This window comes from Actinoplanes aureus (genome assembly GCF_015704865.1).
Lineage (GTDB): Bacteria > Actinomycetota > Actinomycetes > Mycobacteriales > Micromonosporaceae > Actinoplanes > Actinoplanes aureus.
On record NZ_JADQTO010000025.1, the window covers coordinates 79,972 to 106,325 of the forward strand.

The window sequence follows — 26,354 nt, forward strand, 5'->3', positions numbered from 1 at the left end:
GCGGCGGACGATGGGGACATCGTCTCGGGGAGAGGAAATCGCCGTGTGCCGCTGGCTGGCCTATTCCGGTACGCCCATCCGGCTCGAAGAGCTGCTCTACAAGCCGCGCTACTCGTTGATCGACCAGAGCATGCACTCCCGATTCGGGGTGGAGACCACGAACGGCGACGGCTTCGGCGTCGGCTGGTATCCCGTCGACGGTCCGGGCGAGCCCACGCTGTTCCGTGGCGTCGGCCCCGCCTGGAGTGACGCGAATCTGCGGGAGCTCGCCCGGTCGACGATGTCACCGCTGTTCCTGGCACACATCCGGGCCAGCACCGGCACGCCGGTGCAGCAGACCAATTGCCACCCGTTCCGCTACGAGCACTGGCTCTGGCTGCACAACGGGTCGATCCGCGACTTCCACCGGCTCAAGCGGGATCTGGTCCTCGCCGTCGATCCGGAGCTCTACCCGTTCATGGCCGGCTCCACCGACTCCGAGGTGATGTTCTATCTCGCGCTGACGTACGGCCTGCGGGACCGGCCGGTGGCGGCGGTGGAGCGGATGGCCGGGCTGGTCGAGTCGGTGGGCCGGACGCACGGCGTGGAGCAGCCGCTGCAGATGACCGTGGCCACCACCGACGGCGACAAGACCTGGTGTTTCCGCTACTCCAGCGAGGGGCACAGCCGCTCCCTCTACTACAGCACCGCCATCTCCGCGCTGCACCAGCTCTACCCGGAGAACGAGAGGTTGCGGCGGCTCTCCGACGAGACCCGGCTGGTCGTCTCGGAACCCCTCGCGGACCTGGAAGGGGCCTGGCAGCCGGTGCCCGAGTCCAGCTACGGGGTGATCCAGAAGGGTGATGACGAACTGGGGCGGTTCGAGCCCGCGGTGCCGTGACGGTCGTCGTCGCCCATATTTCCGATCTGCATCTCGGCGCACACCACGAGGACGCTGTGGACGGCCTCCTCGTGGACGTCGCCGCGGCGCGCCCGGCCCTGACCGTGGTCACCGGGGACAGCACGATGCGGGCCCGCACGGCCGAGTTCCGACAGGTGCGGGAACTGCTCGACCGGCTGACCGGCCCGGTACTCGCGGTCACCGGCAACCACGACCTGCCTCTGTTCAGCGCGCGGCGGGTGTTCGACCCGTACTCGCGCTATCGGAGCTGGATTGACGACGACCTGGACCCGGTCGTCTCGATCCCCGGCCTCACCGCCCTCGGTCTGCAATCCATGCCGCGCTGGCGGTGGAAGAACGGCCGGGTGACCGGCGACCAGGCGGCCCTGGTGACCCGCGTCCTGGGCGGCGCGCCACCGGGGGACGTCCGGCTGCTCGCGTTGCACCACCCGCCGCTCGCCACCGGGACCGCCCGGATCCTCGGCCGGCGCCGGCTGCTCGGCGCCGCCCGCGCGGCCGGGGTGGACCTGGTGCTGGCCGGGCACACCCACGTCCCGGACGTCCGGATCGCGGAACGGTCCCGGCCGGTGTTCGTGGTCGCCGGTACGGCCACCAGCCGCCGGGTCCGCGGCACCAGCCGGTCCTGGAGCCTGATCACCGTGGACACCGGCGCGGTGGTGGTCCGCGAGCGCTACTTCGGGCCGTCCGGCTGGCACACCGGGCGTGTGGTGACGCTTCCCCGCGGATCAGTGCAGGGAGGTCTTCAGAGCGATCAGGGCGACGCCGAACGCGCTCGCGACCAGCGTGGAGACGACTCGCTCCGCCGGGGAGAGGCGCCCGCCCACACCCATCCGCCAGCCGGCCACGCCGAGCAGGATCGTGGTGCAGATCAGTGACGCGATCTCCGCGTTGATCAGCTTGATGCCGGTGGCCCGGACCGTCAGCAGGACGACCAGCGGCAGCGTGCTGGCGGTCACCAGCTCCCAGCCGCTGGTCAGCTGGCGGCGTACGGTGTGCCAGGTCGGCCGGTGTCCCGCGTGGATGCGTTCGGCGACGATCCGGGCATAGCGTTCGGCCGCCCAGTAGACGGTGAGCGTGACCAGCACCGCGACGGCCACCACCACGGCCCTCTTCGCGTGCGAGGACACCACCATCCCGCCGCCCACGATCAGGCCGTAGATGCCTGCCGCGGTGCCCTCCTCGGTGTCGTGGGTCAGCCGGATCGGGATCAAGCGGGCCATGGGGTCTCCCGTCAGCAGGCGTCGGACCGAGCGTCGCCCGAACCGGCCGCGGACTCCTCATCCGGCCGGGGTGAACCACGCGTCGCCCGGTCCGTTGATGCTGATCGCGGAGTATCGGGGGGAAGGAAGCCGACGATGGGCAACGAGCTGCGCCGCCGCTCGGATCGGGTCGAGCGCGGGGTGATTCTGGTGCTGCTCGTGCTCTTTCTGATCGGGGCGCCGCTGCTCGCGTGGTGGGCCGGCCGCTCCAGCTACCTGGCTGACGTCCGGGCCCTGGAGTGGGAACAGGACCACGTCTTCCGGGTCGAGGCGGTGCTGGTCACCGAGCCGGAGATGCTGGGTATGAGCGACTCGCGTACGGTCGCTCCCCGCGCCGCCCGGGCCACCTGGCAGGCGCCGGACGGCACGCCGCGCAGCGGCATCGTGCAGGTCTCCAAGACCGACCGGCGCGGTGACCGGATCCCGGTCTGGGTCGACGACCGGGGCGTGCTGCGGGCCCCGCCGCTGGAACGCCACCCCGTCGGACAGGCCGTCGTGGTGGCCGGCGCGGTGCTCCTCTGTCTCGCCGTCGCCCTGGCCGGGCTCAGCGCGATCGCCCGGGCACTGCTCAATCGCCAGCGGGAGCGGGCTTGGCAACGCGAGTGGCTCGAGGTCGGCCCGCAATGGAGTCGCGATCGGCAGTAGCCGCGGCCGGTTCATCCGGTGGGAGTGACGCTTTTCCGGTATCCGCCGCAGATCCTGGGCCGATGACCAGCGAACGGATCGCCCCCGGGCTGCGGCAGGCGCTGATCGCCTTCGCGCTGGCCCAGTTCATCTGCAGCTTCGCCGGCTCGAACATGAACGTGATGATCACCGACATCAGCCAGGACCTGGACACCACGGTTCAGGGCGTGCAACTCGCGATCACGCTCTTCCTGCTGGTGATGGCCGCCCTGATGATCCCCGGCGGCAAGCTGACCGACCTGCTCGGCCGCAAGTGGTGCCTGATCGCCGGGCTCATCCTGTTCGGCTCCGGCGCGCTGCTGAGCGCGTTCGCGCCCGGACTCGGCGTCCTGATCATCGGCTACTCGATCCTGGAGGGCGTGGGCACGGCCCTGCTCATCCCACCCGTCTACATCCTCACCACGCTGCTGTTCCGCGACCTCGGCTCGCGGGCCAAGGCGTTCGGCCTGATCAGCGCGATGGGCGGCGTCGGCGCGGTGGCCGGCCCGCTGATCGGCGGCCTGGTCGCCTCCGCCATCCACTGGCGGGCCGCCTTCGTCCTGCAGGCCGTGATCGTCCTGGTGATCGTGCTGCTGGCCCGCCGCGCGGTGCGGGACCCGCTGCCGGCGGACCGGACGATGCCGTTCGACGTCCTCGGCGCGGTGCTCTCCGCGGCCGGTCTGATCCTGATCGTGATGGGCATCCTGGTCAGCGACGACAACGTCTGGGCGTTCGTCGGCCTGGTGCTGGCCGGCGTCCTGATGCTGGTCTGGTTCTTCGCCACGGTCCGGGCGAAGGAGCGCACCGGCGGTGAGCCGTTGCTCTCCACCGTGCTGTTCCGCAACCGCACCTCCAACCTCGGCCTGATCACCCAGAACATGCAGTGGCTGATGGTGATGGGCAGCTCGTTCGTGGTGTCGACGTACCTGCAGGTGGTCCGGGGCTACAACGCGATCGAGACCGGTGCCGTGTTCACCGCCACCACGGTCGGCGTACTGATCTCGTCGCTGGCCGCCGGGCGGATGGCGCGGCGGCGGCCGCAGCGCACCCTGATCATCGCCGGGTTCGTGGTCACCATCTCCGGTATCGCGCTGTTGTTGCTGCTCGGCGGCACCGGGGACGGGGTGTGGGCGATGCTGCCCGGCCTGTTCGTGATCGGCCTGGGCCTGGGCGGGATGCTGACCCCGTCGGTGAACGTGGTGCAGTCCAGCTTCGGCGAGGACCTCCAGGGCGAGATCTCCGGCCTGTCCCGCAGCGTCTCCAACCTCGGCTCGTCGCTGGGCGCGGCCCTGACCGGCACGATCCTGGTCGCCCAGGTCGACGGCTCGCATCCCGGCCGGGCGTACGTCTGGGCGATGATCGCGGTGGCCGGCGCCGGCGTGATCGGCCTGATCGCCGCCGCCTATCTGCCGCGTGGCGGCTTCACCCCGGCCTCCGACACGCAGTCCGCGCCGGCCGGCGGGTCACGCAGCACGTAGTCGATGGACGCGGCCGGCAGCCGTTCCTGTTCCCGGGCCAGCAACAGCATGGCCCGGGCGTCGGCCGGTGCCGGCCGGCCCGGGTCGAGGGCGCGCGGCCACAACCGGGCGTGCCGTACCGCGGCGATCTCGGCTGCGATCACCAGGGCGTTGCTCAGCAGGTAGAGCAGCGTGAAGATGCCGGCCACGGTGGCGAAGGCGCCGTAGACCCGGCCGGCCCGCCGGACGATCTCGGGCAGCACGGTGGCGCCGAGATGGAGCACCAGCGTCACCGCCACCGCACCCGGCAGCGCCGCCGGCCAGAGCATGCCCAGCGTGGCCGGGCGGGCGAGCAGCAGGCGGGCGACGGACACCAGCACGACGAAGACCACCCCGCACGAGCCGATGAACGCGCCGAAGCGGGGCGGGCCCGGCCACATCGACAGGGACGAGGCCGCGACGGTGAGCGCGCCGACGGTTACGGTCCCGGCCAGGATGATCGCCAGGCCGGCCACCACTCGCAGATAGCGGACGACCACCCCGGGGCGCCGCACGAAGGGCACAGCCGCGAGGTGGTTCAAGGTCTCGTACGCGGAGACGACCACCCCGATCCCGGAGAAGACCAGCCCGATCACGCCCAGGACCAGCGCCGTGCTCGACGACGTGAAGGCGGCCACCGAGTTCTCCACGCCGTCCTGCAGCAACGGCGGCACGATCGCGGCCACCACCTCCTGCCGCAGCTCGGGATGGCGGACCAGTACCTCGGACACGATCGTCACGCCGAGCAGCAGCGTGGGGAAGAGGCTGAGGAACCCGTAGTAGGTGATCAGTGCCGCCTCGCGGATGCCGCCGTCGTCCAGGTACTTGCAGATCACCGCGTAGCAGAAGCCGAGTACCGGCCACCGCCGCTGCAGGTCGTCGAGGCGCCGGACGATCACGACCCGTACGCGTCGGCCACCTCGCCGCCGTGCGCGGCGACCGAGTAGACGACGAGGGCGGCCAGCACCACCGCGAGGACGGACCAGACCGGATGGGCGTGGTGGAAGGCGAAGTTCACCAGGGCGGTCAGGCAGCCGAGCACGATCGCGATGACCCGTGCCCACCTCAGCCCGCGGATCAGGCCGACGCCGGTGACCACGGCCGCCGCGCCGAGCACCAGATGCAGCCAGGCCAGGGCGGTCAGCGACACCGGCAGCAGCTGGTCGGCGCGGGTACCGGCGAGGATCTCCGGGCGCAGCAGCGCGAGGAGACCCACACACAGGTGCACGGTGCCGAGCAGGACGAGCAGGATGCCACCGAACAGCACCCAGGCGACCCAACCGGTGGCGCGGCTCTGTTCCACTTCCATCTCGCCTCTCCTTTCCGGCCGGATCAGCAGAACCCGGAGACGGCGTCGCGCAGGTTCTCGGCGCTCTCGCGAACCGCTGCGACCGAAGCGCGGACCGCCGACAGGTTCGTGCGGTTCGGATCGGTACGCGCCGTGTCCACACTCGCCTGCAGCTGGTCCACGGTGGTCTTCAGCATGTCGGCCTGCGGCTTGAACTGGGCCTTGGCGTCCTGGACGAGCTGGTTGAGCTCGTTCAGCAGCTGGCTGACGTACGGCCGGGCCGCGTTCAGCCCGTTCTCGGAGACGTTGGCGTTCTTGATCTGGTTCACGGTGTTCTGCACGGCCGCGAAGCTGTCGCACACCGCCTGGGTCGACCCCTCGGCCGGGGTGCTGCTGCAGCCGCCGAGGCCGAGGATGCCGACGGCCATCGTCGCGGTGAGGATTCTCGGGATTCGCTCCATGCCGCCGAGGATGACGCCACGCGGCGCCGCGGACGTCATCTCGGCGGGATGAACGCGTGCCTCAGACGGTCGTGCTCAGCACCGTGCCGCGGTACGGGGAGCGTCCTCACCCGCGCCGGATGAGGACGTGCGCAGGGGCCGCCAGCACGATGGGACCGACGAGTGGAGGAGTGAGACATGGCCATCGGTCCCGTCCAGCTGTTGGTGCTGGGCTTCAAACACCCCAACTTTCACGGCGAGATCATCGAGGAACTGGAGCGGTTGAAGGCGAGTGACACCGTACGGGTGATCGACGCGCTCGCCGTCTACAAGGACGCTGACGGCGAACTGTCGGCCGAGCACCTGAGCAACCTCACCCGCGAGGAAGCGGTCGAGCTGGGCAGCAAGATCGGTGCGCTGATCGGGCTCGGTTTCGAGGGCGAGGCGGGTGCCGCGGCCGGTTACGAGAAGGGGGCCGAGCTGGCGGCCGAGGAGGGCGTCGCGGTCTTCGACGATCCACAGGCGTGGGACGTGCTCGCCGACATCCCGAACGACTCCGCCGCCGCCCTGCTCCTGATCGAGCACCACTGGGCCGTACCGCTGCGCGACGCGATCGTCCGCGCCGGTGGTTTCCGGGTCGCGGACGGCTTCATCAGCCCGCTCGACCTGGTCGGCATCGGCCTGATCGCGGCCGAGGAGGCAAAGGAACTGCACGACCTGGAGACCGCGGGTAAGACGGCCTGACCACACGACATAAGGAGCGTCCGATGTTCGCTACACGGAGAGTCGCCCGCCGTACGAGCCGGCGCACCGCGCGCCGGGTGGATCGGCGCCAGGACCGCCGGTTCTAGACGGCGGCGGCGTCTGAGCTGCGGCGGCGGGCGAAAGCCAGCCGCCGCAGCCGTTTCCAGTCCATCTCCGGGCGGGCCGGGCGGACACCGGGGCGACGGCGGGGTACGCGTACGCGCAGCGCACCGGGCCGGATCGAGCAGCGCACCGGGGTGGGCAGGATGACCGCCTCCCCGTCGATGCCCACCGGCAACGTCGGCGTGTCCGCGTCGACCACCGCCTCGGTCGTGGCCCGGACGGTCAGTGCTCTCGCCCGGCCACCACCGCTGATCAGCCCGGCCGCGTCGGCCGCACCCCGCACGGTGACCGCGAGCACGCCCAGCGTCCCGCCGTCCAGCCGGGGCCGCTCGCCGAGGCCGGCCACATCGTCCGCGGCGTACGGGTTGTTGCTGATCAGCACGGCCTGCGGGCCGGTCACGGACACGCCGTCCACGTCGAGCCGCAGACGGGCCCCGTCGTGCCCGGTGAGCACATCGGGCAGCAGATCCAGCGTGGTGCCGATCTTGTCGTCGCGGTAGGCGGGGCTCTGCACGATCGCGGCGTACGCGCCGAACGAGGCGTTGTTGACGAACGTCCGGTCGCCGATCAGGCCGAGATCGATTCGCAGCTCCACCCCGTCGCTGAGGGCGTCCAGGCACGTCGACGGGTCCTCGCGGTCCAGGCCCAGATCGAGGGCGAAATGGTTGCGGGTGCCCGCGGAGATGACCAGGAACGGCAGCCCGTGCTCGGCGGCGATGCCCGCCACCAGGGCCTGGGTACCGTCTCCGCCGGCCACGCCGAGCAGGTCGGCGCCGTTGCGGACGGCGTCCCGGGCAACCTCGGCGACGTCCACCGCCGGTCCGTGGAAGACGTAGACCTCGGCGCCGAGCTCACGGGCACGCTCCGCCAGGTGGAACCGCTCGACCTTCCCGCCACCCGAGCGCGGATTCATGATCAGGTACGGGCGGCGCGGCGGCGGGGTCTCGTACTCGGTGATGGTGTCCTCCCGGTCCGGGGCCAGCGCGCGCTGCCCGGCCGCCACAGCGGCTGACCAGAGCAGCCCGAAGACGATCATCACCCAGATCAGGTTGGCCCGGGCGAAGAGCACCGCGACGACCAGCGGGGCGAGCACCACCACCGCACCGGCCAGCCAGCGCAGCAGGCCGCGGTGCGTGAGGAACCACCAGGCGGCGGCCAGGCCCACGGCTGAGCCGATCGAGCCGACCAGCAGCAGCCCGATGCTGCCGCGCAGCCCGGCGACGGCGAGGACCAGCAGGACAGCCGCCGCCACGGTGAGGAAGGACAGTCTCGCCAGCCAGCGCCGGGACGAGGGGACATCGACAAGCTCAGCCATGGACCAAGCGTCGCGCGCGGTCTTCCGGTGGGCTTCATACCGGCGGGATGAGGTGGCGCGCATCGGCGCGGGTGGATCGTCGACCACAACCCCCGGACCGGCCGGACAGGAGATCCGTTGTGGCGACATCGTCAGCACCCGGAAGTCAGCTGCGCCACCCCGCCGAATTGCCCTTCTACGTGTTCATGGTCGTCCTCAATCTGATCATCATCTGGTTGATCATTCAGGCGGCTGTCACTGTTCCGTTCCTGCCGGAGCGGCTCCAGGACTCGGGCTGGGTCGATGCGGTCCGTTCCGCGTTCATCGGTCTGCTCCTGCTGGTCCCGGCCATCGTGGTGATCCGTGAGACGCAGCGGGCCTCGACCCGCGGCAGCGCGGTCGAGCTGTCCACCGCGCAGTACGGCGATCTCTACCGGACCATGGACGACTTCGCCCGGCAGCTGAACCTGCCCCGGCGCCCGAATCTGTATCTGGCCAACGGCAACGGGACCCTGAACGCGTTCGCGGCGCAGGCCACCGGCCACGACTACGTGGTGCTCTCCAACGAGCTGTTCGTGAACCTCTACCGGGAGAACCAGGACGGCCTGCGGTTCATCCTCGGCCACGAGCTGGGGCACATCAAACTGCACCACGTCTCGCTCTGGTACCAGCTCTCAGTCGCCTACTCCGAGCGCATCCCGATCCTCGGCCCGACCCTGTCCCGGCTGCGGGAGTACTCCTGCGACCGGCACGGCGCCCACCTCTGCCCGACCGGCGCGACCGGCCTGGTGCTGCTCGCCTCGGGCCGGTACACCGAGCAGACCACTGACGTCGATCAACTGGTTCGCCAGGGCCGGCAGCTGCGAGGTTTCTGGGTCGAACTGGCCCAGCTCACCCGGTCGCATCCGTTCACCGTGCGGCGGCTGGAGCGCCTGTTCCGCCTGGGCCTGCTCCAGTCCCGGGTACGCGAGGCCGAGCACGGAACACCGGTCTGATCAGCCTCATCCGTTCGGGATGACGTGCCGCCACGTGCGGACCGAAAGGCTGAGACCCGCGAAACCGAGGAGGAGCGAATGGGGCCGGACCTCACCGAGGCGTATGCGCAGGCTCTGCGAGAGCTCGCGGAGCTGCGGCACGAACGTACGGCCCTGAACCGCAAGCTGAGGGCCGAGCGCGGGTTGCGTTGCTGGCAGGTGGAGCTGCTGAAGTTGCAGCGGCACCTGGAACTGGAGAACCTCCGCATGATCGTGCTCTTCGAGGGCCGGGACGCGGCGGGCAAGGGCGGTGCCATCCGCCGGGTCACCCGGTTCATGAACGAGAAGCATTACCGGGTCGTCGCGCTCGGCCGGCCCACCGACGAACAGCGGTCGCAGTGGTACTTTCAGCGCTACGTGGCGCAGTTCCCGGCCGGCGGCGAGATGGTGCTGTTCGACCGGAGCTGGTACAACCGCGCGATGGTCGAGCGGGTCTTCGGCTTCTGCAGTCCGAAGGAGTACCGCGACTTCCTGCTCGGCGTCACCGGATTCGAGAAGGACCTGGTGCGCCAGGGCACGATTCTGGTGAAGCTCTACTTCAGCGTCACCCGTGAGCAGCAGGCCCGGCGGTTCGAGCGTCGCCGTACCGATCCGCTGCGGCAGTGGAAGCTCAGCGAGATCGACCTGCAGGCGCAGGACCGCTGGGACGACTTCACCGTCCGCAAGTACGAGATGCTCAAGCGCACCGAGACCCGGGCCGCACCGTGGCTGATCGTCCGCTCCAACGACAAACAGCGTGCCCGGCTGAACACCATGAAGGTCATCCTGAACGCGGTCGACTACAAGGGACGCGATCCCCAACTCGATTTCACCCCGGACCCGGAGATCGTGGTGCGCGGTGCGGAGGAGATCGCCCTGATGGAGGCCGAGCGAGACCGGAGCGGCAGGTTCATCGGGTGAGGAGGTCATGATCGTGCCCGAGGCGTCTTACCAGGTCAGAGTCTCCGGGGTGATCCCCGACGAGGTGCTGGCGGAACTACGCGACCTCACGGTCAGCGTGGAGCCGCCGGAGACCGTACTGCACGGGTCGTTACCCGACCAGTCGGCGGTGGTCGGGCTCATCTCCCGGATCCACGGCCTCGGGCTGCGGCTCATCGAGGTACGCCGGCTGCCCGCGGAGGAGGGGCCGGGCGACCAGCCGGGACCATCCCGTTGAGAACGCCACAGACCCGCGGCGGCTACGGCATGGTGCTGGTGCTGATCGTCATCACGTACGTGTTGGCGCTGCTCACCGAGGAGCGCTGGATGGTGGCGGTGCTCCTGTTCGTGCAGACCGGCACGGTCTGGCAGACGCTGCGGGTCTCCAAGGCCCGGGCCGGGCTGCGACTGATCGCCGGACTGGTCTTCCTGCTGGCGCTGGTCGCGGCCCTGCTCAACCTGTTCGCCCGCAACGTCCCGCTGATCGGCTGGACCTTCCTGGCCTCCAGCGCCCTGTACCTGGTGGCCCCGTTCTCGATCGTCCGGGACCTCGGCCGGCACCGCGGGGTGAACCAGCAGACGATGCTCGGCGCGCTCGCCGCCTACCTGCTGATCGGGATGGCGTTCGCGTTCGCGTACGAGTGCGTCGCCGCCATCCAACCCGGGCCACTCTTCGGCGAGCGGGGCGACGGTTCGCTCGCCGACGTCCTGTTCTTCAGCTTCGTCACGATGACCACCACCGGGTACGGCGACCTGGTGCCGGCCACCAACCCGGCGCAGAGCATCGCCGTCCTGGAGACCCTCGTGGGCACGCTCTTCCTGGTCACCGCGGTGGCGAAGGTGGTCGACAAGTGGCGGCCGAGCAACTGGGAGGCCGAGAACGGGGATCGCTCATTCGCCGGGGATGACGCGCCCGGACCTGATCGACGGTGAGCATTCCGGCAGCGCCGTACTGAGGAGTTCCCGTGCTGTGGTCACTGCTGTTCCTCGCGTTTCTGTTGCTGCTCGGCGCCGTCGCCAGGGAGCGCCGCAGCCGGCGCCACTTCATCGACGGCGGATCCGCGTTCTGGTGCCGGATCCGGACCAGTGGTGGCCCGCCGCGTGCGTGGCGGCGGCTACGCCGGCAATGGTCCCGGCGGATGTGGGCACGCTGGTCCGGCGACGAGCTGGTGGTACGGCGCGGGCCGGTGTTCGACCGGACGATCCGGCTGACGGCGCGAGTCTCCCCGGTGGGCGTCTACGTCGTGCCACCCGGCGAGGCGAAGCGGTGCGGGCAGCACCCGATCGCGGTACGGCTCTGGCTGCGCGACGGGTCGCTGGTCGAGGTCACCGCCACCGAGGCGGAACGCACCGAGCTGGTCGGGCCGTTCCTGGCCGCGGCCTTCAGTGACCTGCCCAAGGCGCCGGTGCCCCGGCGCGAGAACTGACAGGAGGACGACCCGATGGCGGAGATGTCGATCGCGAGGTCCGAAACGTCCATGGCCCGGACATGGCACTGGGTTGGGCTGGTCGCCGGCCTGCTGACCCTCGCCCTGGGCATCGTCGCGTTCGTCTGGCCGGAGGCGACCCTGCGCGTGGTCGGTTTCCTCTTCGGCCTCAACCTGCTGGTGGTCGGAGTGGCGCGGACCGTGGTGCTGCTCTTCTCCAGCGGCTACCCGACGCTGAACCGGGTGGTCGGCATCGTCTTCGGCGTCTTCGTCGCCATCGTGGGCATCCTCTGCCTGCGCAACGTCGCGGGATCGGTGGCGCTGCTGCTGCTGATCGTCGCGATCGGCTGGATCCTCGACGGGATCGCCGAGATCGTCCTGGCCATCGGCTCCGGCGAGTCGGGCCGTGGCTGGCGGCTCGCCTTCGGCGCGGGCGCGATCGTCGCCGCGATCGCCCTGCTGGTCTGGCCCGGGATCGGCCTGACCGCCTTTCTGTTCATCGGCGCGACGACGCTCTGCTTCCTCGGTATCTGCCTGATCTTCGTCGCGGTCGCCGGCCTGCGTTCGCGGGCTTAATTCTGCGGGACCGGCGGTCGCCGTTGCAGGCGGACCATCGGGGCGTACGGGTCACCGAACCGGCCGCCGTACCAGGCGCCGAATCCGGCCAGCACCAGCCCCACCAGTTCCACGACCAGCAGCCCCGGGTCGGCGGCGCGATCGGGGCTGCGGATCCGCATCAGCGTCAGCACCGCGAACAGGATCAGCACGGCGAAGTCCATCAGCAGGCTGAGGAACGAGATCCGGGCGGCCTTCGGGTCGTGGGCGCCGAACGCGTCGACGCCCGCGGCCAGTGCTGCCAGCAGGCCGCCGACCAGGCCGGCCACGATGTTCCAGTAGGCCAGCGTGCCGATCAGGTGCGGTGCACCGAGCACGGTCGCCAGGTCGAAGAGGACCGCCATGGTGAACAGGCCCAACGGGAACATGAGCAGCAACGGCCGTACCGCCTGACCGGCGAGGAGAAGTCGGCTCTGCACCGTTCCAGCCTTGACCGGCAGGCCTTCCGGTACGTCATCCCCGGCGGGTGAATCAGCGTTCTACCGGGTGATCCCGCTGCCGAGGCCGCGTTCAGAAGCGGTCACCCCCCCCGCAGAAAGGCGATGGCCATGCGGGGGTGTCGGAATCATCCGCTGCGAAGGATCCCGGAATCGGTCGCGGCCGGAAAGCTGATCACGTCGACATCACGAACCGTCACATGACCCGGTTGGTCTCCAGCGCTGCCCCGCGAGGGCTGGACAGTCCTGAGAGACGTAACCGGGTACCGCAGCGGCCCGGGCCCGGTGTCACCCCGCCGGGCCCGGCTGGCTCACAGTGCTTCCTCCGTGGGGGCGTAGGCAGCACTGGAGACCAGCCGGGGTGTCGCAGCGGACGGGCCCGGTGCTTGTCCTGCCCGGGCCCAGCCGGCTCGCAGCGTCGTCTCTCGGGGGACGAGACGGCACTGCGAGCCGGCCCTCTATCGGGTCGAGAGTGGGGAGCCGGAATGGCGCGACGGGCACGGTACCGGCACTTGGTGATGGGGCTGGCGGCAGCGGTGCTTCTCGGTGCGGCGGCCTGCGGCGGTGACGGGGACGGTGACGGCAGAGCACTGCCGTCGGGCCGGCCATCCGTCGAAGTCTCGCTGGACCGCACCACGCGGGGCACCCCGGAGCAGACCAGGACGGAGCAGACCGAGGACCCTGAGCCGACCCGTACTCAGGAGACCGAGCCTGAGCCGACGCGCACCCAGGATCCCGAGCCGGAGCCGACACGCACCCAGGAAGCCGAGCCGGAGCCGACGCGCACTCAGGAAACCGAGCCGGAGCCGACGCGCACCCAGGAAACCGAGCCTGAGCCGACGCGCACCCAGGACCCGGACTCCACAGAGGAACCGGCTGAGCAGCCGGCCGCGAGCGCGGCGGCCGTCCCGGTCTCGGACGACGCCGACTCCGGTGGCTTTCTCGGTTGGCTGCTGCTCTTCGTCCTACTCGGTAGCGTCATCGCGATCGTGCTGGTCAGCCGCTCGAGGCGGGTAGCGGTCTGGGAGGCGGAGGCATCCGCGCTGGCCGCCGAGACCCGGAGCGTGACCGGCGTACGCCTGCCCCCGGTGCTCACCGCCCGGACGGCGGCCGAGCGATCCCTCTCCTGGCCACCGGCCCGCGACGACCTGATCGATCTCTCCGCCCGGTGGGGGACCCTGGCCACCCGGTCCATCGGTGACGCACAACAGGCACACGCCGGCACGGTCGCCGCGCTCCTCCGGGATCTGGTCCCAGCGATCGACGCGGAGAACGAGGCGCTCGCCGGCGGCCGCGAGTGGCACCGCCTGCGTCCGCAAGTGGACAGTGTCCTGGAATCCCTGAACGCGATCCTCACCCCTCAGCCGGCCCCGGGCACCGTGCCGCCCGCCGATCCCGGACCGGCACCGTATCCGGCATGATGGAGGTCAACGTCTGAGCCTATGATCAGGTGTCGCGTTTCCGGCACTCGACGGCTGAAGCTCCTGGTGGCGCGTAGTTTCGGCCGAGGTGGCGAGGCGTCCGCCGGCATCACCGGCGCCTGGTCGAGACGGTGATCGCGGGGTGATCGAGCAGTGACCGAGTCAGCCCGCCGAGCCCCTGCGGACTATCTCGCGGTGGGCGCCGGCCGGCCCGTGGCGCCGCAGCCGTACCTGCCGCGCCCGCGGCTGTACGCCCTGCTCGATGCGGGTGTGGAGCAGACGGTCACGCTGCTCCGGGCGGGTCCTGGCTGGGGAAAGACCACACTCGTCACCGCCTGGTTGGCACAGCGACCGGAACCGGAGCGGATCGCCTGGCTGACCGTGCGGCACCGGCACACCGGTGTCTCGGCGTTCACCGGCGGCGTCGTCGCGGCACTGCGGGCCGCCGGAGCCACCGTGTCCGAGCCCGGCGACGCCGATGGTGAGGCAGAGTCCGAGGACGCCTTGCTTCGCCGGCTCGAGTCCGTTTTTGATCGCGCACATGAACCGACCGTGCTGGTTCTCGACGATCTGCACGTCCTCGACGGCACCGCGGCCATGCGCGCTCTGGCCCTCCTGGTGGCCGAACGACCCGCCGGCCTGCACCTGATCCTGCTCAGCCGGAGCGTTCCGGACCTGCCGATGAATCCGCCCACGGTCGGTGTGGACGACCTGGCACTCGACAGCGACGAGGCCACGAACCTGGTCACTCTCTACGGTGGAGCGGACGCGTCGCCCGGTGAGGGGTGGCCGCTCGGCGTGCGGCTGGCGGCCGAGACCACCGGACCGGACGCGATCGACGACTACCTGTGGCGTGAGGTGGTCGCCGTGCAGCCGGCCGCGATCCGGCGGTTCCTGCTGCGCGCCAGCGTCGTGGAGGAGGTCAGCCCGGCGCTCGCCGAGACGCTCACCGGCGTGGTGGACAGCCTGCCGATCCTCGAGGAACTGGAGCGCGGGCTCGGCTTCGTGACGAGCCGGGAGCACGACGGCCGGCGATGGTTCCGCTGCCACGGCCGGCTGCGGGCGATGCTGCGGCGCCGGCTGGAGATGGAGGAACCGGACGAGGTCGCCGGGCTGCACGCGGCGGCCGCCCGCTGGTACGCCGGCGAGATCGCGGTTCCCGAGGCGTTGTGGCACGCGGCGGAGGCGGCCGACTGGGTCTATCTGGGCCGGATCGTGGCCGAGCTGGCGGTGACCCGGATCGTGTCGACCGACCGGCGATTTCTGGTGGACGTCCTGCGGCGGATCCCGCCGGAACTCCTTCCGACGACTGCTGAGCTGTGCCTCTGCTCCGCGCTGCTGATGCTGTTCAACGGTGACTACTCGGCGATCCCGGACTGTATCCGGCAGGCCCGGGCGATGCTGTCCGGCGAGGTCCGGGAGCGGCGGGCGGCGCGGGTGGCACTGGACGCCCTGGAAGCGGCAACGGTGTTCCGGATCCGCGGTGACATGTCGGATCTGGTGGCGGCTACCGGCGGGATCCTCGCGCGGTTGCGGGCGGCGAGCGTCCGCGACATTCCCATGCTGCTTCAGCTTCGCGCCATCGCGTTGAGCAACAAGGGCGTCGGCCTGCTCTGGCTGGGCCGCCTCGATCAGGCGGAACAGTACCTGCGGTCGGGTCTGCGAGCGACTCGCGCGACCGGTCTGGAGCTCGTGGAGATCAATGCCGAGGGGCATCTCGCTCTGCTGGCGTACTTCCGGGGATCCATCGGCGCTGCCGCCGAACACGCGGACTCGGCGTGCCGGCTCGCTGATCGGCTCGGGTTCGCCGACACCGCGATGGCCACGGCGGCCGCCCTGGCCTCGGCCCTGGTCGAAGTGGAGCGGGACCGGGTCGCCGAAGCGCAGGCGATGCTCCGTCGCGCCCTGCACACCGAGGCGAACCCGCCGGAGGCCACCCTCACCGTGGTCTCATCGGCGGTGCTGTTCCTGTTGCTCGCCGCCGATGACCCGGCCCACGCCGGCCCTTTCCTGCGGCAGCTGCGCCAGGAGACCGGCCCGTCGCTTGACGCTCCGTACCTGCGTCGATGGCTGGACCTGATCGAGAGCGAGATCGACCTGGCGCTGGGCGTCCCGGAGAAGGTGATCTCCCGCTACCGGTCCCGGTCCGCGTTGGGCCCGGCGGAACAGGCGGTTCTCGGCCGGGCGCTGACCGGGGTCGGCGACTCCACGGGGGAGCGGTTGCTGACGAGCGCCGCCGCCGGCCCGAACCGGATCGCGGCGGTGCACGCGTGGATCACCCTGGCCCGGCTGGCCGCGGACCGGGGGCAGAAGTCCCGCTCGGCCGAGGCGGTCCGGCGGGCCACCGCCCTGGCCGAGCCGGACGGTATCCGCCGGCCCTTGCGCCGGCTGTACCCCGGCGGGCTCGACGCGGCATCGGAACACCGGCCGCAGACCGCGGCCGCCGAGCTCGCCGATCCGCTCAGCCAGCGGGAGACCGAGGTACTCCGGTTCCTGCCGAGCGTGCTCACCGCCCAGGAGATCGCCGGCAACCTGGGCGTGTCGGTCAACACGGTGAAGGCGCACATGCGGGCCATCTATCGGAAACTGGGCGCGGCCCGGCGCCGTGAGGCGGTGGACACCGCACACCGCCTCGGACTCCTCTAAGGACTCCAGGCCGCCCACAGTTCGGCGTAGCGCCCACCCGCCCGCAGCAGCTCGGCGGGCGAGCCCTCCTCGACGACCCGGCCGTGGTCCAGGACCAGCACCCGGTCCGCGGTCGCGGCCTGGGTCAGGCGGTGCGCCACGATCAGCGTGGTCCGGCCCGCGGTGGCGGCCGCGGCCGCCCGCTCCAGGTCACGGGCGCCCGCACTGCCCGCCTCGGCGGTGGCCTCGTCCAGGACGGCGACCTCGGGTCCGGCCAGGACCAGCCGGGCCAGGGCGAGCTGCTGGGCCTGTGCCGCGGTGAGCCGGTGACCGCCCTCGCCGACGTGTGTGCCCAGACCCTCCGGCAGGGCCCGGAACCAGCCGGTCGCGCCGACCAGGTCGAGTGCGGCGAGCAGCTCCTGCTCGCCGGCGCCGGGACGGGCCAGCCGCAGGTCGTCGGCGAGCGTACCGGCGAAGACGTGCACCTCCTGGCTGATCAGGGCGATCCGCTTCCGGACGTGGTCCTCGCCGAGATCGGTCAGCGGTACGCCGTCGAGGCGTACCGCACCGCCGGTCGGGACGATGATGCCGGCGGCGATCGCGGCGAGCGTGGTCTTGCCGGCCCCGCTGGCGCCGACCAGGGCGACCCGGGATCCCGGCTCCAGGCGCAGCGTGACGTCGGCGAGCACCACCGGCCCGTCGTCGTAGTGGTGCTTGGTGACCACCACCTCGAGCTCCCCGGGCCCCGAAGCGTCGACTTCCTCACTGCGCGGGGTGGCGGGCAGCGAGGCCACCCCGACCAGCCGGGCCAGGCTCGCGCGGGCCTGCAGGACGGTGTCCGCCTCGAACAGCAGCATGCCGATCGGGTTGAACAACCGATGGAAGTAGAGCGCCGCCGAGGTGGCCGCGCCGACCGTACCGAGCTGCTCGCGGACCAGCAGGAAGCCGACGATCAGTACGGCCGAGAGCCCGATCAGTTCGGCCCGGTTCACCCGCGAGACGAACCGGGTGAAGAGCCGGAACACGTCCAGCGACAGGTCCCGGGTGACCGCGGACCGTTCGGCGACGTGCGCCACGTGCGTCTCCTCGATCCGGTACGCCCGGACCGTCGCCGCCCCCTGCAACGCACCGGCCAGCGCCTGAGCGCGTTCACCGGCCGCGACCCGTTCCCGGGCGTAGTACGGCGCCGACCGCGGCAGATACCAGCGGAGCGCGAGCGCGTACCCCGGTGCCGCCGCCAGCCCGGCCAAGCCGAGCCGCCAGTCCAGCGCGAACAGGCCACCGGCGGTGAGCACCACCGAGAGCAGCGCCCCGGCCAGCAGCGGCCCGCTGCCGGTGATCGCGTTGGCGACCACCGCCACGTCGTCGCCGGTACGCGCCACCAGATCCCCGGTCCCGGTCTTCTCCAGAGTGGCCGACGGCAGGTGCAGCGCCCGGTCGACGACCCGCTCCCGGAGCCGGGCCAGCACGGTCTCGCCGAGCCGGGCGGCAACGGCCGCGCCGGCCGCGGTCAGCAGGCCCCCGACCAGCGCCGCCGCCGCGATCACCGCGGCCCAGCCCACCACCCGGCTGGTGCCGGCGCCGGCCATCACGTCGTCGACCAGGCGGCCGAGCACCCACGGCGGGACCAGCCCGGTGGCGGCGGCGCCCACCAGCAGGGTCAGGGCGGTCGCACTGAGGCCGGGTAGCCGGGCGAACTCGGCCCGGGTGACGGCCCAGGTCTCGCGCGCAGTGGCGGTCGGCAGCAGCATCCGTACCGGCTCGCTCAACGCAGCACCGCCTCCCGGTAGCGCGGCTCAGCCGCGACGAGCTCCTCGTGCGTGCCCTCGGCGGCGACCCGGCCGGCGTCCAGCACGACCACCCGGGTCGCGGCCCGCAGCAGGGCGGGGCTGCTGGTGACGACGACGGTGGCCAGTGGTGGCCGCGCGCGGGTGGCGGTGAGCCGTTCGGCGATCAGAGCCTCGGTGACGGCGTCCACCGCGGTGGTCGGATCGTGCAGCACCAGCACCGGAGGTCCGGCGGCGACGGCCCGGGCGAGCGCCACCCGCTGCCGCTGGCCGCCGGAGAGGTTGGCGCCCCGCTCGATGAGCTCCTGGTCCAAGCCTTCCGGATGGCTTTCCAGCACGTCCTCGGCGGCGGCGACCCGGACCGCGGCCAGCAGGTCCCGGTCGTCCGCGGCCGCGCCGACGGCCAGGTTGCCGCGCAGCGTGCCCTCGAAGAGCGTGACGTCGTGCCGTTCGACGAGCACCACACCACGGGCCGCCGCCAAGCGCAGCGTCTGCGCCGGGGCGCCGTCGATGCGGACCTCGCCCCGGTACTCCTCGCGTGGCACGGTTCCGGCGAGCACCGCCAGCAGGGCTTCGGCGTCGCGTGGCTCGTACGCCAGCACCCCCAGCACCTCGCCCGCCTCGACCCGCAGATCCAGGCCGGCCAGCGTGCCGTACCGAATCTCGTCGAGAACGAGCCGCTCCCCGGCCGGCGGCGCGGCATCGGCCTCGCCCGGCAGCACGGCCGGCGCCGCTTCGAGCACCCGGCTGATCCGTCCGGCCGAGGCCCGGGCCGTGGCCCACATCTGCACGCACCAGCCGAGCGTCTGCACCGGCTCGGCGATGAACTGGGCCAGCCCCACCACCGCGACCAGCTCACCCACGGTGATCCGGCCGTTCAGCGCGAGCCAGCCGGCGACGCCGGTGATGGCGGCGAGCAGCAGCCCGTTCACCGTGGTGGTGAGGCCGAGGTGCAGGCCTTTCGTGGTGGCGGCGCGCAGCGTGTCGGCGAGGGCGCGGCGGCTGGCGGCCGCGTACCGGCCGGCCGCGTGATGCTGCGCGCCGATGCCGCGCAGCACGCGCAGGCCGGAGACGAGATCCACCGCGGTCGCGGTGGTCGCGGCGAGGGCCTCCTGCTGGGCGTCGGCGCGCCGGGTGAGCAGTGGGGCGAGGCGCTGCAAACCCAGAACCACCAGGGGTACGCCGAACAGCACGCCGATGCCGAGCGGCGGGTCGACGACGATCAGTGCCACCGCGGAGACGACGAGCGCGGTGCACGCCGCGGCGGCCATCCCCGCCGCCCGGATCGCCTCCACGGTCTGGTCGGCGTCCGAGGAGGCGATGCTCAGCAGTTCCCCGTCGCGCAGCCCGGACCGCTGCCCGCGCGGGTCGAGCGCCCGCTCGGCGATCCGCACCCGGGCGAAGTGGGCCTCGTGCTCAGCCGCGCCGAAGGAGAGCCAGGCACCGGTCCGCCAGGCGAAGGCCAGCACGGTGAAGAGGCCGGCGAGCCCGGCGAGCGAGAGCAGCAGCGCGCCGGTGTCCGAGGTGGCCACCGCCCGGTCGATCACGATGCCGATGGCCACCGGCACCATCGCCTCGGCGGCCTGATGCAGGCAGAGCAGCGCCACCCCGGCGGTCAGCCGCCCACGCTGCCGGCGCAGGGCAGCTCGCAGCAGTTGGTTGCTCATGCCGTGCGGGGAGTGCTGAACCCGGCAACCGTCACGGATCCCGCTCCCATCGCAGAGTGCCCGAACTCGCCGGCCGCTCCGGCCGGCGAAAGTGAGGCAGCCTAACCATCCCGGCACGGGCTCCCGCACCGGATTATGCTCGTAGTAAGACTTTAATCTCGGAGGTGCCCGATGGACCTGCTGGAGATCGACGCCGTCCTGCTGGACATGGACGGCACACTCGTCGAGTCGCATGCCGCCGTCGAGCGGGCTTGGCGTACCTGGGCCGCCGAGCACGGCGTGGATGCCGACGCGGTGCTGGCCGTAGCCCACGGCGCCCCGGCGCACACCACCGCCCGCCGCTTCCTGCCCGGCGCCGACGACGAGACCATCGCCACCGCCGCCGCCCGCCAACTAGACCTGCAGTACGACGATCTAGCCGACGTGACCGCGGCCCCCGGCGCCACCGACCTGCTCACCGTCCTGGCCGAACGCCGGCTCCCGTGGGCCGTGGTGACCAGCGCCGACGTGCGGCTGGCCCAGGCCCGGCTCGGCGCCGCCGGCATCACCCCGCCGCTGTTGGTGACGGTCGAGGACGTACCGCGGGGCAAGCCCGCCCCCGACGGCTACCTGCACGCCGCCGCCTCCCTGGGCGTCGCACCCCGCCGCTGCCTGGTCGTCGAGGACGCCGACGTCGGCATCCGAGCCGGCCGCGCCGCCGGCGCCCGCACCGCCGGCCTGCGCGGCATCGACGCCGACCTGAAAGTCAGCGACCTCGCCGAACTCGCCCGCCTCCTTTAGACCCGTGCCCTTTCGGGGTACGCGCAACCGGTCGTCCCGCCGAAGCCGACCCCGTCCCCGCTCTCCCGGCGCGGACCAGGCTTTCCGTCCCGGCCCCAGCGCGACCGCCGGGAAACAGCATCACCTGACGGTTACGGCGCTCACGGTCCTCGGCGCCCGTCACGCAAAGCATGGGATTGCTAGCCGCGTCAGGGGCCTGAGCGCCAGCCGGGGCCGGACCGGGCCGGGATGCGGGGATGCGGACTTGCGGCCGAAATGGCGGCCCGGCGAGCGCCGTCAGGCCCCGCCGCCTGCTGGAGTGCCGCCTGGTCTGTCCCGGAACGGGACGCCCAACGAACCCGGAAGCCACCCGGCGACCTGGGTCCGACGCCGGTGTCATCCGATGCGGATGAGGCACTGGAGCGTGCCCGGCGGAAGACTGCGATGGCGCCGGCCCCGCGGTTCCAGCACGTGGGGCTGATTGCGGCTGCCGCGCCGCGGCATGCCTGAGCTCGGACGCGGAGACGTCGCCATGTCGAAGAAGGACAAGAACCGGCCGAAGAGCGCGAAGGTGGCCGCCCCGGTGGCCAGGATGAAGCGCCGGGCGTACGAGAACGAGATGCGGCATCTGCACGGTGAGCTGGTGGCCATGCAGGAGTGGGTCAAGGCGACCAAAGCCAAGATCTGCGTCGTGTTCGAGGGCCGGGACACGGCCGGCAAGGGCGGCACCATCAAGCGGATCACCGAGCGGGTCAGCCCGCGGGTGTTCCGGGTGGTCGCTCTGCCCACGCCGACCGAGCGGGAGAAGAGCCAGATGTACGCGCAGCGCTACGTCGCACACTTCCCGGCCGGCGGCGAAGTCGTGATCTTCGATCGGTCCTGGTACAACCGGGCCGGCGTCGAGCCGGTGATGGGTTTCTGCACTCCGGAGCAGACCGAGCGGTTCCTGCAGACCGTCCCGGCCTGGGAGAAGGCGATGACCGACTCCGGGATCCTGCTGCTCAAGTACTGGCTGGAGGTCAGTGCCGAGGAGCAGACCCGGCGTTTGGAGAGCCGCATCCACGACCCGCGCAAGGTGTGGAAGCTGTCCGACATGGACCTCAAGTCGTACACCCACTGGTACGACTACTCCCGGGCCCGGGACGAGATGCTGGCTCGCACCGACACCGCCTGGGCACCCTGGTACGTCGCCAACACCGACGACAAGAAGCGCGCCCGTCTGAACATCATCAGTCACCTGCTGAGCCAGGTCCCGTACGAGCCGCTGAAGACCCGCGACGTCAAGCTGCCCCGGCGCCAGCAGGCGGACGACTACCAGGAGACGGACCTGACGGCGCGGCACATTCCGACACCGTTCGGGGAGCTGGCGTGACCGCCGTCAAACCCGCGGTCGAGGAGCCGCGCTGGTACGACGTCCCGACCCAGGACGCGGCGCGGCGGCTGGAGGTGGATCCGGGGCGCGGGCTGGACGCCGAGGAGGCGGACCGGCGGCTGGCCCGGTACGGCCCCAACGAACTGCCGGTCGAGACGCCGCCGAGCCGGTGGGTGGTCGCGCGCGGCCAGCTGGCCAATCCGATGAACATCATGCTGTTGATCGTCGGCGCGGCGAGCCTGGTCATCGGGGAGGTGCCGACCGCTCTGGTGGTGCTGGCCCTGGTGGGCTTCAACGTCGTCGTGGGCACGAACCAGGAGATGAAGGCGCGCGCGAGCGTGGAGGCGCTGGCCCAGCTGCAGGTGCCGTCGGCCCGGGTACGGCGTGACGGCCTGACCGAGCAGATCGACTCGACGAGGCTCGTGCCGGGTGACGTCGTGCTGCTGGAGGCGGGCGATGTCGTCCCGGCCGACGGGCGGATCCTGGTGTCGGCCTCCCTGGAGGTGCAGGAGGCCGCGCTCACCGGGGAGAGCGCCCCCGTTCCCAAGGACCGCACCACTCTGCCCGGCGGGGATCGGGCGCTCGGCGACCGTACCAATCTGGTCTTCCAGAACACGCAGGTCACCCGGGGCACGGCGACGTTCGTGGTGACCGCCACCGGTCAGGCGACCCAGATGGGCCAGATCGCCGACATGGTGACCGCCACGAAGCGGACCCGCTCGCCGCTGCAACGCGAGCTCGACGGCATGACCAAGATCTTCGGCCTGATCGCCTGGCTCGCCGTCGCGGTGATCGCGGTCTTCGGCATCGCCCGCGGCCAGGAGACCAGCACGCTGGTGCTGTTGTGCGTGTCGACCGCGATCTCGGCGATACCCGACGGCCTGCCCACCTTCGTGCAGGCCATGCTCTCCTCCGGGGCGCGGCGGCTGGCGGCGTTGAAAGCGGTGGTCAAGTCGCTGACCGACGTCGAGACCCTGGGCGGTACGACGGTCATCAACAGCGACAAGACCGGCACGCTGACGATGAACGCGATGACGGCCACCACGATGCTCGCTGGCGGCCAGTGGTTCCGCATCGAAGGGGCCGGCTACCGCAAGACCGGCCAGATCCTCGGCGTGGCCGGCGGGCAGGCGCCGGACTTCCACCGGCTCGCGCTCGGGCTGACCCTCTGCACCGACGCCACGGTCGCCGACGACGGGACGGTGATCGGTGATCCGACCGAGGCGGCCTTCGTGGTGCTCGCCGCGAAGATGGGCGTCGACGCCGAGCAGACCCGTACGGCCATGCCGCGACGGGCCGAGGTGCCGTTCGACTCCGAGTACAAGTTCATGGCGACGTTCCACGACCGGCCCGCCTCGCTGTCCGGCGGGATCCTGCACCAGCCGCACTTCGCCAGCGTGAAGGGCGCCCCCGACGTGGTGATCGAGCGGTGCGGCCAGGCTCTCTGGAACGGCGAGCTGGTGCCGATCGGCACCGTCCGCGACGAGCTCCTCGGCGCGGTCCGGCAGCTGTCCGAACGTGGGCTGCGGGTGCTCGGTTTCGCCGCCCGCGACCTCGGCGACGCCGCCATGTCCGCGGCGCTCGCCGACCCGATGTCCGCGGTCGACGACCTGGTCCTGGTTGCGCTCGTCGGGATCATGGACCCGCTGCGTGCCGAGGCCAAGGCGGCCGTGCGGGTCGCCCTGGGCGCCGGGATCGACGTCCGGATGATCACCGGCGACCACACCGTCACGGCCCGTGCCATCGCCGACGACCTCGGTCTCGGCCGTGGCGTGATCACCGGCACCGAACTGGCCCGCCTGCCGGATCAGGAGGTCATCGACCGGCTTCCCGAACTGCACGTGTTCGGGCGGGTGGCGCCGGAGGACAAGCTGCGGCTGGCCCGGCTCATGCAGGAGTCCGGCGAGGTGGTCGCGATGACCGGCGACGCGGTCAACGACGCGGCGGCGCTGAAACAGGCCGACGTCGGGGTCGCGATGGGCAGCGGCTCCGAGGTGTCGAAGCAGGCAGCCAAGATCGTGCTGACCGACGACAACTTCGCCACCCTGGTCCGCGCCGTCGACTTGGGCCGCGACATCTACCGGCGGATCTCCGCGTACGTCAGGCTGCAGCTCACGATCCTGTCCGCGGTCCTTCAGCTGATGCTGTTCGCCACCATCCTCGACATCAACGACGGCATCGCGCTCTTCCCGCTCCAACTGCTGTTCGCCAAGTTCTTCGTGGTCGTCACCGTCGTGATCGGCTTCATCGTCGACGTGCCGGACCCCGGTGTCATGGAGCGCCCGCCGCGCCGGCCCGGCACGAAGATCGTCAACACGCCGCAGATCGTCCGATGGGTCGTCTCCGGGTTCATCATCGCCGCCAGCGCCCTGGCCGTGCTGGTGTGGGGGCCCGACGAGCCGAGCACGACGGAGCCGTCCGCGGCCATGACGATGGCCTTCGCCATCGTCTCGCTCAGCGCGGTCAACATCGGCCTGGTGATGCGGCGCGAACGCGAGGCGCCCTGGTCGTCGCCGGTCTTCCCGTACCTGGGCTGGATCATCGCCGGCTGGACGCTGACCTGGGCCGCCGTGGAGCTCGGCATGCTGCAGCGCCTGCTGGACACCACGTCGCTCGCCGGTACCCAGTGGCTGGTCGTGATCGGCCTCTCCCTGCTCGCACCCGCCGTGGTGGCGGTCGACAAGGTGATCCAGCTGTCGAGGCAGGCTAAATGAGGGCGGCGACGGCGGCGATCAGCTGAGGCCCGTCGAGCAGGGCGCGGTCGTTGTGGTCGGCGCCGTCGACGACGACCGCGGAGACGAGCCCGGCGGCGCGACCGGCGACCGCCGCGCTCTGTGCTGGCGGCACGACCGTGTCGGCGGTGCCGTAGACGACCACGGTCGGCACCTTGACCTGGGAGATCAGCGATGTGACCGGGAAGCGGTCGCGCAGCAGCCACCCGACCGGCAGGAACGGATAGTGCGCCCGCCCGGCCGTCGCCAGGTCCTCGAACGGGGACCGCAGCACCAGCCCGGCCGGCGGCTGCCGTACCGCCAGCGCGGTCACCACCGCGGCGCCGAGGCTCTCGCCGTAGTAGAGGACCGGCAGCCGGACCTGCTCCACGAGGTAGGCGAGCCCGGCGTCGGCGTCCCGGGCCAGCCCCTGCTCGCTGGGCGATCCCGGGTTGCCGCCGTAGCCGCGGTACTCCAGTAGCAGCACGGTCAGCCCGAGCCGGGCGAGCGCCTCGCCGAGCGGGAGACGACCGTACCGATTGCCCGCGTTGCCGGGTGCCACGAGCACGGCGAGGCGGCGGTCCGGCGTACCCGGCATGGGTTTGATCAACCAGGCACCCAGCCGCAGCCCGTCGGACGTGCGCAGGGTGACCTCGCTCGCGCCGGCCGCCTGCGGCGGCGCCGCGCGGTCCGGGAAGTAGATCAGCTTGCGCTGCACGGCCCAGGCCAAGATCAAGATCAAAACCAGGGCGATCAGTACGGCCACAGCACCGCGCACCAGAGCCCTCCTCCCCATCCCGTCATTCTCCGCCGCCGGTGGATTGATGCGCCCGGATGTCACCATGATCGCGTGGACTTCCGGGAGATGTGTGCGCACCTGGCATTGATCTTTGTGGCGTGCGGTTTCGCGGGTTCGGTGCTGGTGGACGCCGGTCGGGCCGTGGTCTACCGGAACACCTGGTTCGAGGGGGTGGCGACCGTCGAGCAGGTCAACGTGAGCGACGCCGGCCGGACCTACCGCCTCTCCTTCCCGTGGAAGGGTGAGATGCGCCAGGCGTGGACCGAGCGGGACGCCGGGGACCCGCAGCCCGGTGACCGGATCCAGGTCTACATCAACGAGGACGATCTGACGTCGGTGGCGATGGAGGGCTGGGCCTGGGACAACCGGTTCCAATACCTGGCCCGGCTCGCGGCCGCGGGCCTGGTCTCGCTGGGTGTGGCCCTGCGCGTGCGGTACCTGTGGCGCAAGCCGGAGCCACCGCGTCGCATCCTGCGGCCGCGCGGGAACCCGGGTCTCCGGCGGCCGCCCGCACGCAAGCGGCGACGCCGGTCGACGATCAGGCGGGGGTCCGGGCCGTCACATCGTTAGGCTA

Annotated in this window: 25 protein-coding genes and 1 pseudogene; 17 read left to right on the plus strand and 9 right to left on the minus strand. The window is 71.5% G+C overall.

Annotated features, from left to right (window positions below; translation table 11 throughout):
* Positions 1-43 precede the first annotated feature (43 nt).
* Positions 44-880 carry a class II glutamine amidotransferase gene (locus tag I4J89_RS37540; RefSeq protein ID WP_196418938.1) on the plus strand — a complete coding sequence of 279 codons (837 nt, stop codon included), beginning with the start codon at positions 44-46 and terminating at the stop codon, positions 878-880.
* Positions 877-1,533 (plus strand): annotated as a pseudogene (locus tag I4J89_RS37545) (metallophosphoesterase family protein); the annotation flags it as partial. The gene I4J89_RS37540 and the pseudogene I4J89_RS37545, both read left to right, overlap by 4 nt.
* Before the next feature lie 93 nt (positions 1,534-1,626).
* Here I4J89_RS37545 and I4J89_RS37550 read toward each other — a convergent pair.
* The gene (locus tag I4J89_RS37550) at positions 1,627-2,121 is read right to left on the minus strand and encodes a hypothetical protein (protein ID WP_196418939.1); all 495 of its coding nucleotides are present in this window, start codon (positions 2,119-2,121) and stop codon (positions 1,627-1,629) included.
* 135 nt (positions 2,122-2,256) lie between these two features.
* Between I4J89_RS37550 and I4J89_RS37555 the strand changes: the two genes are divergently transcribed.
* Both I4J89_RS37555 and I4J89_RS37560 read left to right on the plus strand, forming a co-directional pair.
* Complete coding sequence (locus I4J89_RS37555; RefSeq protein WP_196418940.1) at positions 2,257-2,805, plus strand: Rv1733c family protein; 549 nt, start codon at positions 2,257-2,259, stop codon at positions 2,803-2,805.
* Positions 2,806-2,867: 62 nt separating this feature from the next.
* On the plus strand, positions 2,868-4,301 hold the full coding sequence (locus tag I4J89_RS37560) for an MFS transporter (RefSeq protein ID WP_196418941.1): 1,434 nt from the start codon (positions 2,868-2,870) through the stop codon (positions 4,299-4,301).
* On the opposite strand, the gene I4J89_RS37565 is transcribed toward I4J89_RS37560, so the two are convergent.
* The 3 genes from I4J89_RS37565 to I4J89_RS37575 are packed head-to-tail and all read right to left on the minus strand — an operon-like array spanning position 4,226 to position 6,068.
* Positions 4,226-5,218 (minus strand): YihY/virulence factor BrkB family protein, encoded by a 993-nt coding sequence (locus I4J89_RS37565; protein WP_196418942.1) that lies wholly within the window; start codon positions 5,216-5,218, stop codon positions 4,226-4,228. The genes I4J89_RS37560 and I4J89_RS37565 overlap by 76 nt on opposite strands.
* Positions 5,215-5,628, minus strand: a complete 414-nt coding sequence (locus I4J89_RS37570) for a DUF7144 family membrane protein (RefSeq protein WP_196418943.1) — start codon at positions 5,626-5,628, stop codon at positions 5,215-5,217. Before I4J89_RS37570 ends, I4J89_RS37565 begins: the two co-directional genes overlap by 4 nt.
* A gap of 23 nt (positions 5,629-5,651) precedes the next feature.
* Entirely contained in the window at positions 5,652-6,068 is a 417-nt protein-coding gene (locus I4J89_RS37575) for a hypothetical protein (protein WP_196418944.1), read from the minus strand.
* A gap of 177 nt (positions 6,069-6,245) precedes the next feature.
* Between I4J89_RS37575 and I4J89_RS37580 the strand changes: the two genes are divergently transcribed.
* The gene (locus tag I4J89_RS37580; protein WP_196418945.1) at positions 6,246-6,791 is read left to right on the plus strand and encodes a hypothetical protein; all 546 of its coding nucleotides are present in this window, start codon (positions 6,246-6,248) and stop codon (positions 6,789-6,791) included.
* Between the two features lie 103 nt (positions 6,792-6,894).
* On the opposite strand, the gene I4J89_RS37585 is transcribed toward I4J89_RS37580, so the two are convergent.
* A complete protein-coding gene (locus I4J89_RS37585) occupies positions 6,895-8,229 on the minus strand; it encodes a diacylglycerol/lipid kinase family protein (protein ID WP_196418946.1) in 1,335 nt (444 codons plus the stop codon).
* A gap of 119 nt (positions 8,230-8,348) precedes the next feature.
* Between I4J89_RS37585 and I4J89_RS37590 the strand changes: the two genes are divergently transcribed.
* The 6 genes from I4J89_RS37590 (at position 8,349) to I4J89_RS37615 (ending at position 12,163) form a co-directional block, all read left to right on the plus strand.
* Positions 8,349-9,203: a M48 family metallopeptidase gene (locus I4J89_RS37590; RefSeq protein ID WP_309238642.1), complete on the plus strand. Its 855-nt coding sequence runs from the start codon at positions 8,349-8,351 to the stop codon at positions 9,201-9,203.
* A gap of 78 nt (positions 9,204-9,281) precedes the next feature.
* Positions 9,282-10,142, plus strand: a complete 861-nt coding sequence (ppk2, locus tag I4J89_RS37595; protein ID WP_230860264.1) for a polyphosphate kinase 2 — start codon at positions 9,282-9,284, stop codon at positions 10,140-10,142.
* A gap of 7 nt (positions 10,143-10,149) precedes the next feature.
* Positions 10,150-10,398, plus strand: a complete 249-nt coding sequence (locus I4J89_RS37600; protein ID WP_230860266.1) for a DUF8691 family protein — start codon at positions 10,150-10,152, stop codon at positions 10,396-10,398.
* Entirely contained in the window at positions 10,395-11,093 is a 699-nt protein-coding gene (locus I4J89_RS37605) for a potassium channel family protein (RefSeq protein ID WP_196418949.1), read from the plus strand. Before I4J89_RS37600 ends, I4J89_RS37605 begins: the two co-directional genes overlap by 4 nt.
* A gap of 32 nt (positions 11,094-11,125) precedes the next feature.
* Positions 11,126-11,587: a hypothetical protein gene (locus I4J89_RS37610; protein ID WP_309238643.1), complete on the plus strand. Its 462-nt coding sequence runs from the start codon at positions 11,126-11,128 to the stop codon at positions 11,585-11,587.
* A 51-nt stretch (positions 11,588-11,638) separates the two neighbouring features.
* A complete protein-coding gene (locus I4J89_RS37615) occupies positions 11,639-12,163 on the plus strand; it encodes an HdeD family acid-resistance protein (RefSeq protein WP_196418950.1) in 525 nt (174 codons plus the stop codon).
* Here the strand turns inward: I4J89_RS37615 and I4J89_RS37620 are convergent.
* Positions 12,160-12,621: a DUF2231 domain-containing protein gene (locus I4J89_RS37620; protein ID WP_309238644.1), complete on the minus strand. Its 462-nt coding sequence runs from the start codon at positions 12,619-12,621 to the stop codon at positions 12,160-12,162. The two genes, I4J89_RS37615 and I4J89_RS37620, sit on opposite strands and share 4 nt — an antisense overlap.
* A 503-nt stretch (positions 12,622-13,124) precedes the next feature.
* On the opposite strand from I4J89_RS37620, the gene I4J89_RS37625 reads away from it, so the two are divergent.
* Positions 13,125-14,060 (plus strand): hypothetical protein, encoded by a 936-nt coding sequence (locus I4J89_RS37625; protein ID WP_196418951.1) that lies wholly within the window; start codon positions 13,125-13,127, stop codon positions 14,058-14,060.
* Positions 14,061-14,213: 153 nt separating this feature from the next.
* On the plus strand, positions 14,214-16,706 hold the full coding sequence (locus I4J89_RS37630; protein WP_196418952.1) for a winged helix-turn-helix domain-containing protein: 2,493 nt from the start codon (positions 14,214-14,216) through the stop codon (positions 16,704-16,706).
* Here the strand turns inward: I4J89_RS37630 and I4J89_RS37635 are convergent.
* Together I4J89_RS37635 and I4J89_RS37640 are read right to left on the minus strand one after the other, a co-directional pair.
* A complete protein-coding gene (locus I4J89_RS37635) occupies positions 16,703-18,436 on the minus strand; it encodes an ABC transporter ATP-binding protein (protein ID WP_196419015.1) in 1,734 nt (577 codons plus the stop codon). The two genes, I4J89_RS37630 and I4J89_RS37635, sit on opposite strands and share 4 nt — an antisense overlap.
* Before the next feature lie 14 nt (positions 18,437-18,450).
* On the minus strand, positions 18,451-20,139 hold the full coding sequence (locus tag I4J89_RS37640; protein ID WP_196418953.1) for an ABC transporter ATP-binding protein: 1,689 nt from the start codon (positions 20,137-20,139) through the stop codon (positions 18,451-18,453).
* A gap of 171 nt (positions 20,140-20,310) precedes the next feature.
* On the opposite strand from I4J89_RS37640, the gene I4J89_RS37645 reads away from it, so the two are divergent.
* From I4J89_RS37645 to I4J89_RS37655, 3 genes are all read left to right on the plus strand, one after another.
* The gene (locus I4J89_RS37645; protein ID WP_196418954.1) at positions 20,311-20,919 is read left to right on the plus strand and encodes an HAD-IA family hydrolase; all 609 of its coding nucleotides are present in this window, start codon (positions 20,311-20,313) and stop codon (positions 20,917-20,919) included.
* A gap of 511 nt (positions 20,920-21,430) precedes the next feature.
* Complete coding sequence (ppk2, locus tag I4J89_RS37650; protein ID WP_196418955.1) at positions 21,431-22,270, plus strand: polyphosphate kinase 2; 840 nt, start codon at positions 21,431-21,433, stop codon at positions 22,268-22,270.
* Entirely contained in the window at positions 22,267-24,984 is a 2,718-nt protein-coding gene (locus tag I4J89_RS37655; RefSeq protein WP_196418956.1) for a cation-translocating P-type ATPase, read from the plus strand. The genes ppk2 (I4J89_RS37650) and I4J89_RS37655 overlap by 4 nt, the downstream gene beginning before the upstream one ends.
* On the opposite strand, the gene I4J89_RS37660 is transcribed toward I4J89_RS37655, so the two are convergent.
* Positions 24,977-25,759 (minus strand): alpha/beta hydrolase, encoded by a 783-nt coding sequence (locus tag I4J89_RS37660; RefSeq protein ID WP_309238645.1) that lies wholly within the window; start codon positions 25,757-25,759, stop codon positions 24,977-24,979. The genes I4J89_RS37655 and I4J89_RS37660 overlap by 8 nt on opposite strands.
* Before the next feature lie 72 nt (positions 25,760-25,831).
* Here I4J89_RS37660 and I4J89_RS37665 point away from each other — a divergent pair, with 72 nt between their 5' ends.
* On the plus strand, positions 25,832-26,350 hold the full coding sequence (locus I4J89_RS37665; RefSeq protein ID WP_196418958.1) for a hypothetical protein: 519 nt from the start codon (positions 25,832-25,834) through the stop codon (positions 26,348-26,350).
* The last annotated feature ends 4 nt before the right edge of the window (positions 26,351-26,354 follow it).

What these genes read in the sequence shown, in the direction of transcription:
- I4J89_RS37550 (WP_196418939.1), bottom strand. Translation starts at nt 2,121, where the DNA reads ATGGCCCGCTTGATCCCGATCCGGCTGACCCACGACACCGAGGAGGGC.
- I4J89_RS37555 (WP_196418940.1), top strand. Translation starts at nt 2,257, where the DNA reads ATGGGCAACGAGCTGCGCCGCCGCTCGGATCGGGTCGAGCGCGGGGTG.
- I4J89_RS37560 (WP_196418941.1), top strand. Translation starts at nt 2,868, where the DNA reads ATGACCAGCGAACGGATCGCCCCCGGGCTGCGGCAGGCGCTGATCGCC.
- I4J89_RS37570 (WP_196418943.1), bottom strand. Translation starts at nt 5,628, where the DNA reads ATGGAAGTGGAACAGAGCCGCGCCACCGGTTGGGTCGCCTGGGTGCTG.
- I4J89_RS37575 (WP_196418944.1), bottom strand. Translation starts at nt 6,068, where the DNA reads ATGGAGCGAATCCCGAGAATCCTCACCGCGACGATGGCCGTCGGCATC.
- I4J89_RS37580 (WP_196418945.1), top strand. Translation starts at nt 6,246, where the DNA reads ATGGCCATCGGTCCCGTCCAGCTGTTGGTGCTGGGCTTCAAACACCCC.
- I4J89_RS37585 (WP_196418946.1), bottom strand. Translation starts at nt 8,229, where the DNA reads ATGGCTGAGCTTGTCGATGTCCCCTCGTCCCGGCGCTGGCTGGCGAGA.
- ppk2 (WP_230860264.1), top strand. Translation starts at nt 9,282, where the DNA reads ATGGGGCCGGACCTCACCGAGGCGTATGCGCAGGCTCTGCGAGAGCTC.
- I4J89_RS37600 (WP_230860266.1), top strand. Translation starts at nt 10,150, where the DNA reads ATGATCGTGCCCGAGGCGTCTTACCAGGTCAGAGTCTCCGGGGTGATC.
- I4J89_RS37615 (WP_196418950.1), top strand. Translation starts at nt 11,639, where the DNA reads ATGGCCCGGACATGGCACTGGGTTGGGCTGGTCGCCGGCCTGCTGACC.
- I4J89_RS37625 (WP_196418951.1), top strand. Translation starts at nt 13,125, where the DNA reads ATGGCGCGACGGGCACGGTACCGGCACTTGGTGATGGGGCTGGCGGCA.
- I4J89_RS37635 (WP_196419015.1), bottom strand. Translation starts at nt 18,436, where the DNA reads ATGCTGCTGCCGACCGCCACTGCGCGCGAGACCTGGGCCGTCACCCGG.
- I4J89_RS37640 (WP_196418953.1), bottom strand. Translation starts at nt 20,139, where the DNA reads ATGAGCAACCAACTGCTGCGAGCTGCCCTGCGCCGGCAGCGTGGGCGG.
- I4J89_RS37645 (WP_196418954.1), top strand. Translation starts at nt 20,311, where the DNA reads ATGGACCTGCTGGAGATCGACGCCGTCCTGCTGGACATGGACGGCACA.
- ppk2 (WP_196418955.1), top strand. Translation starts at nt 21,431, where the DNA reads ATGTCGAAGAAGGACAAGAACCGGCCGAAGAGCGCGAAGGTGGCCGCC.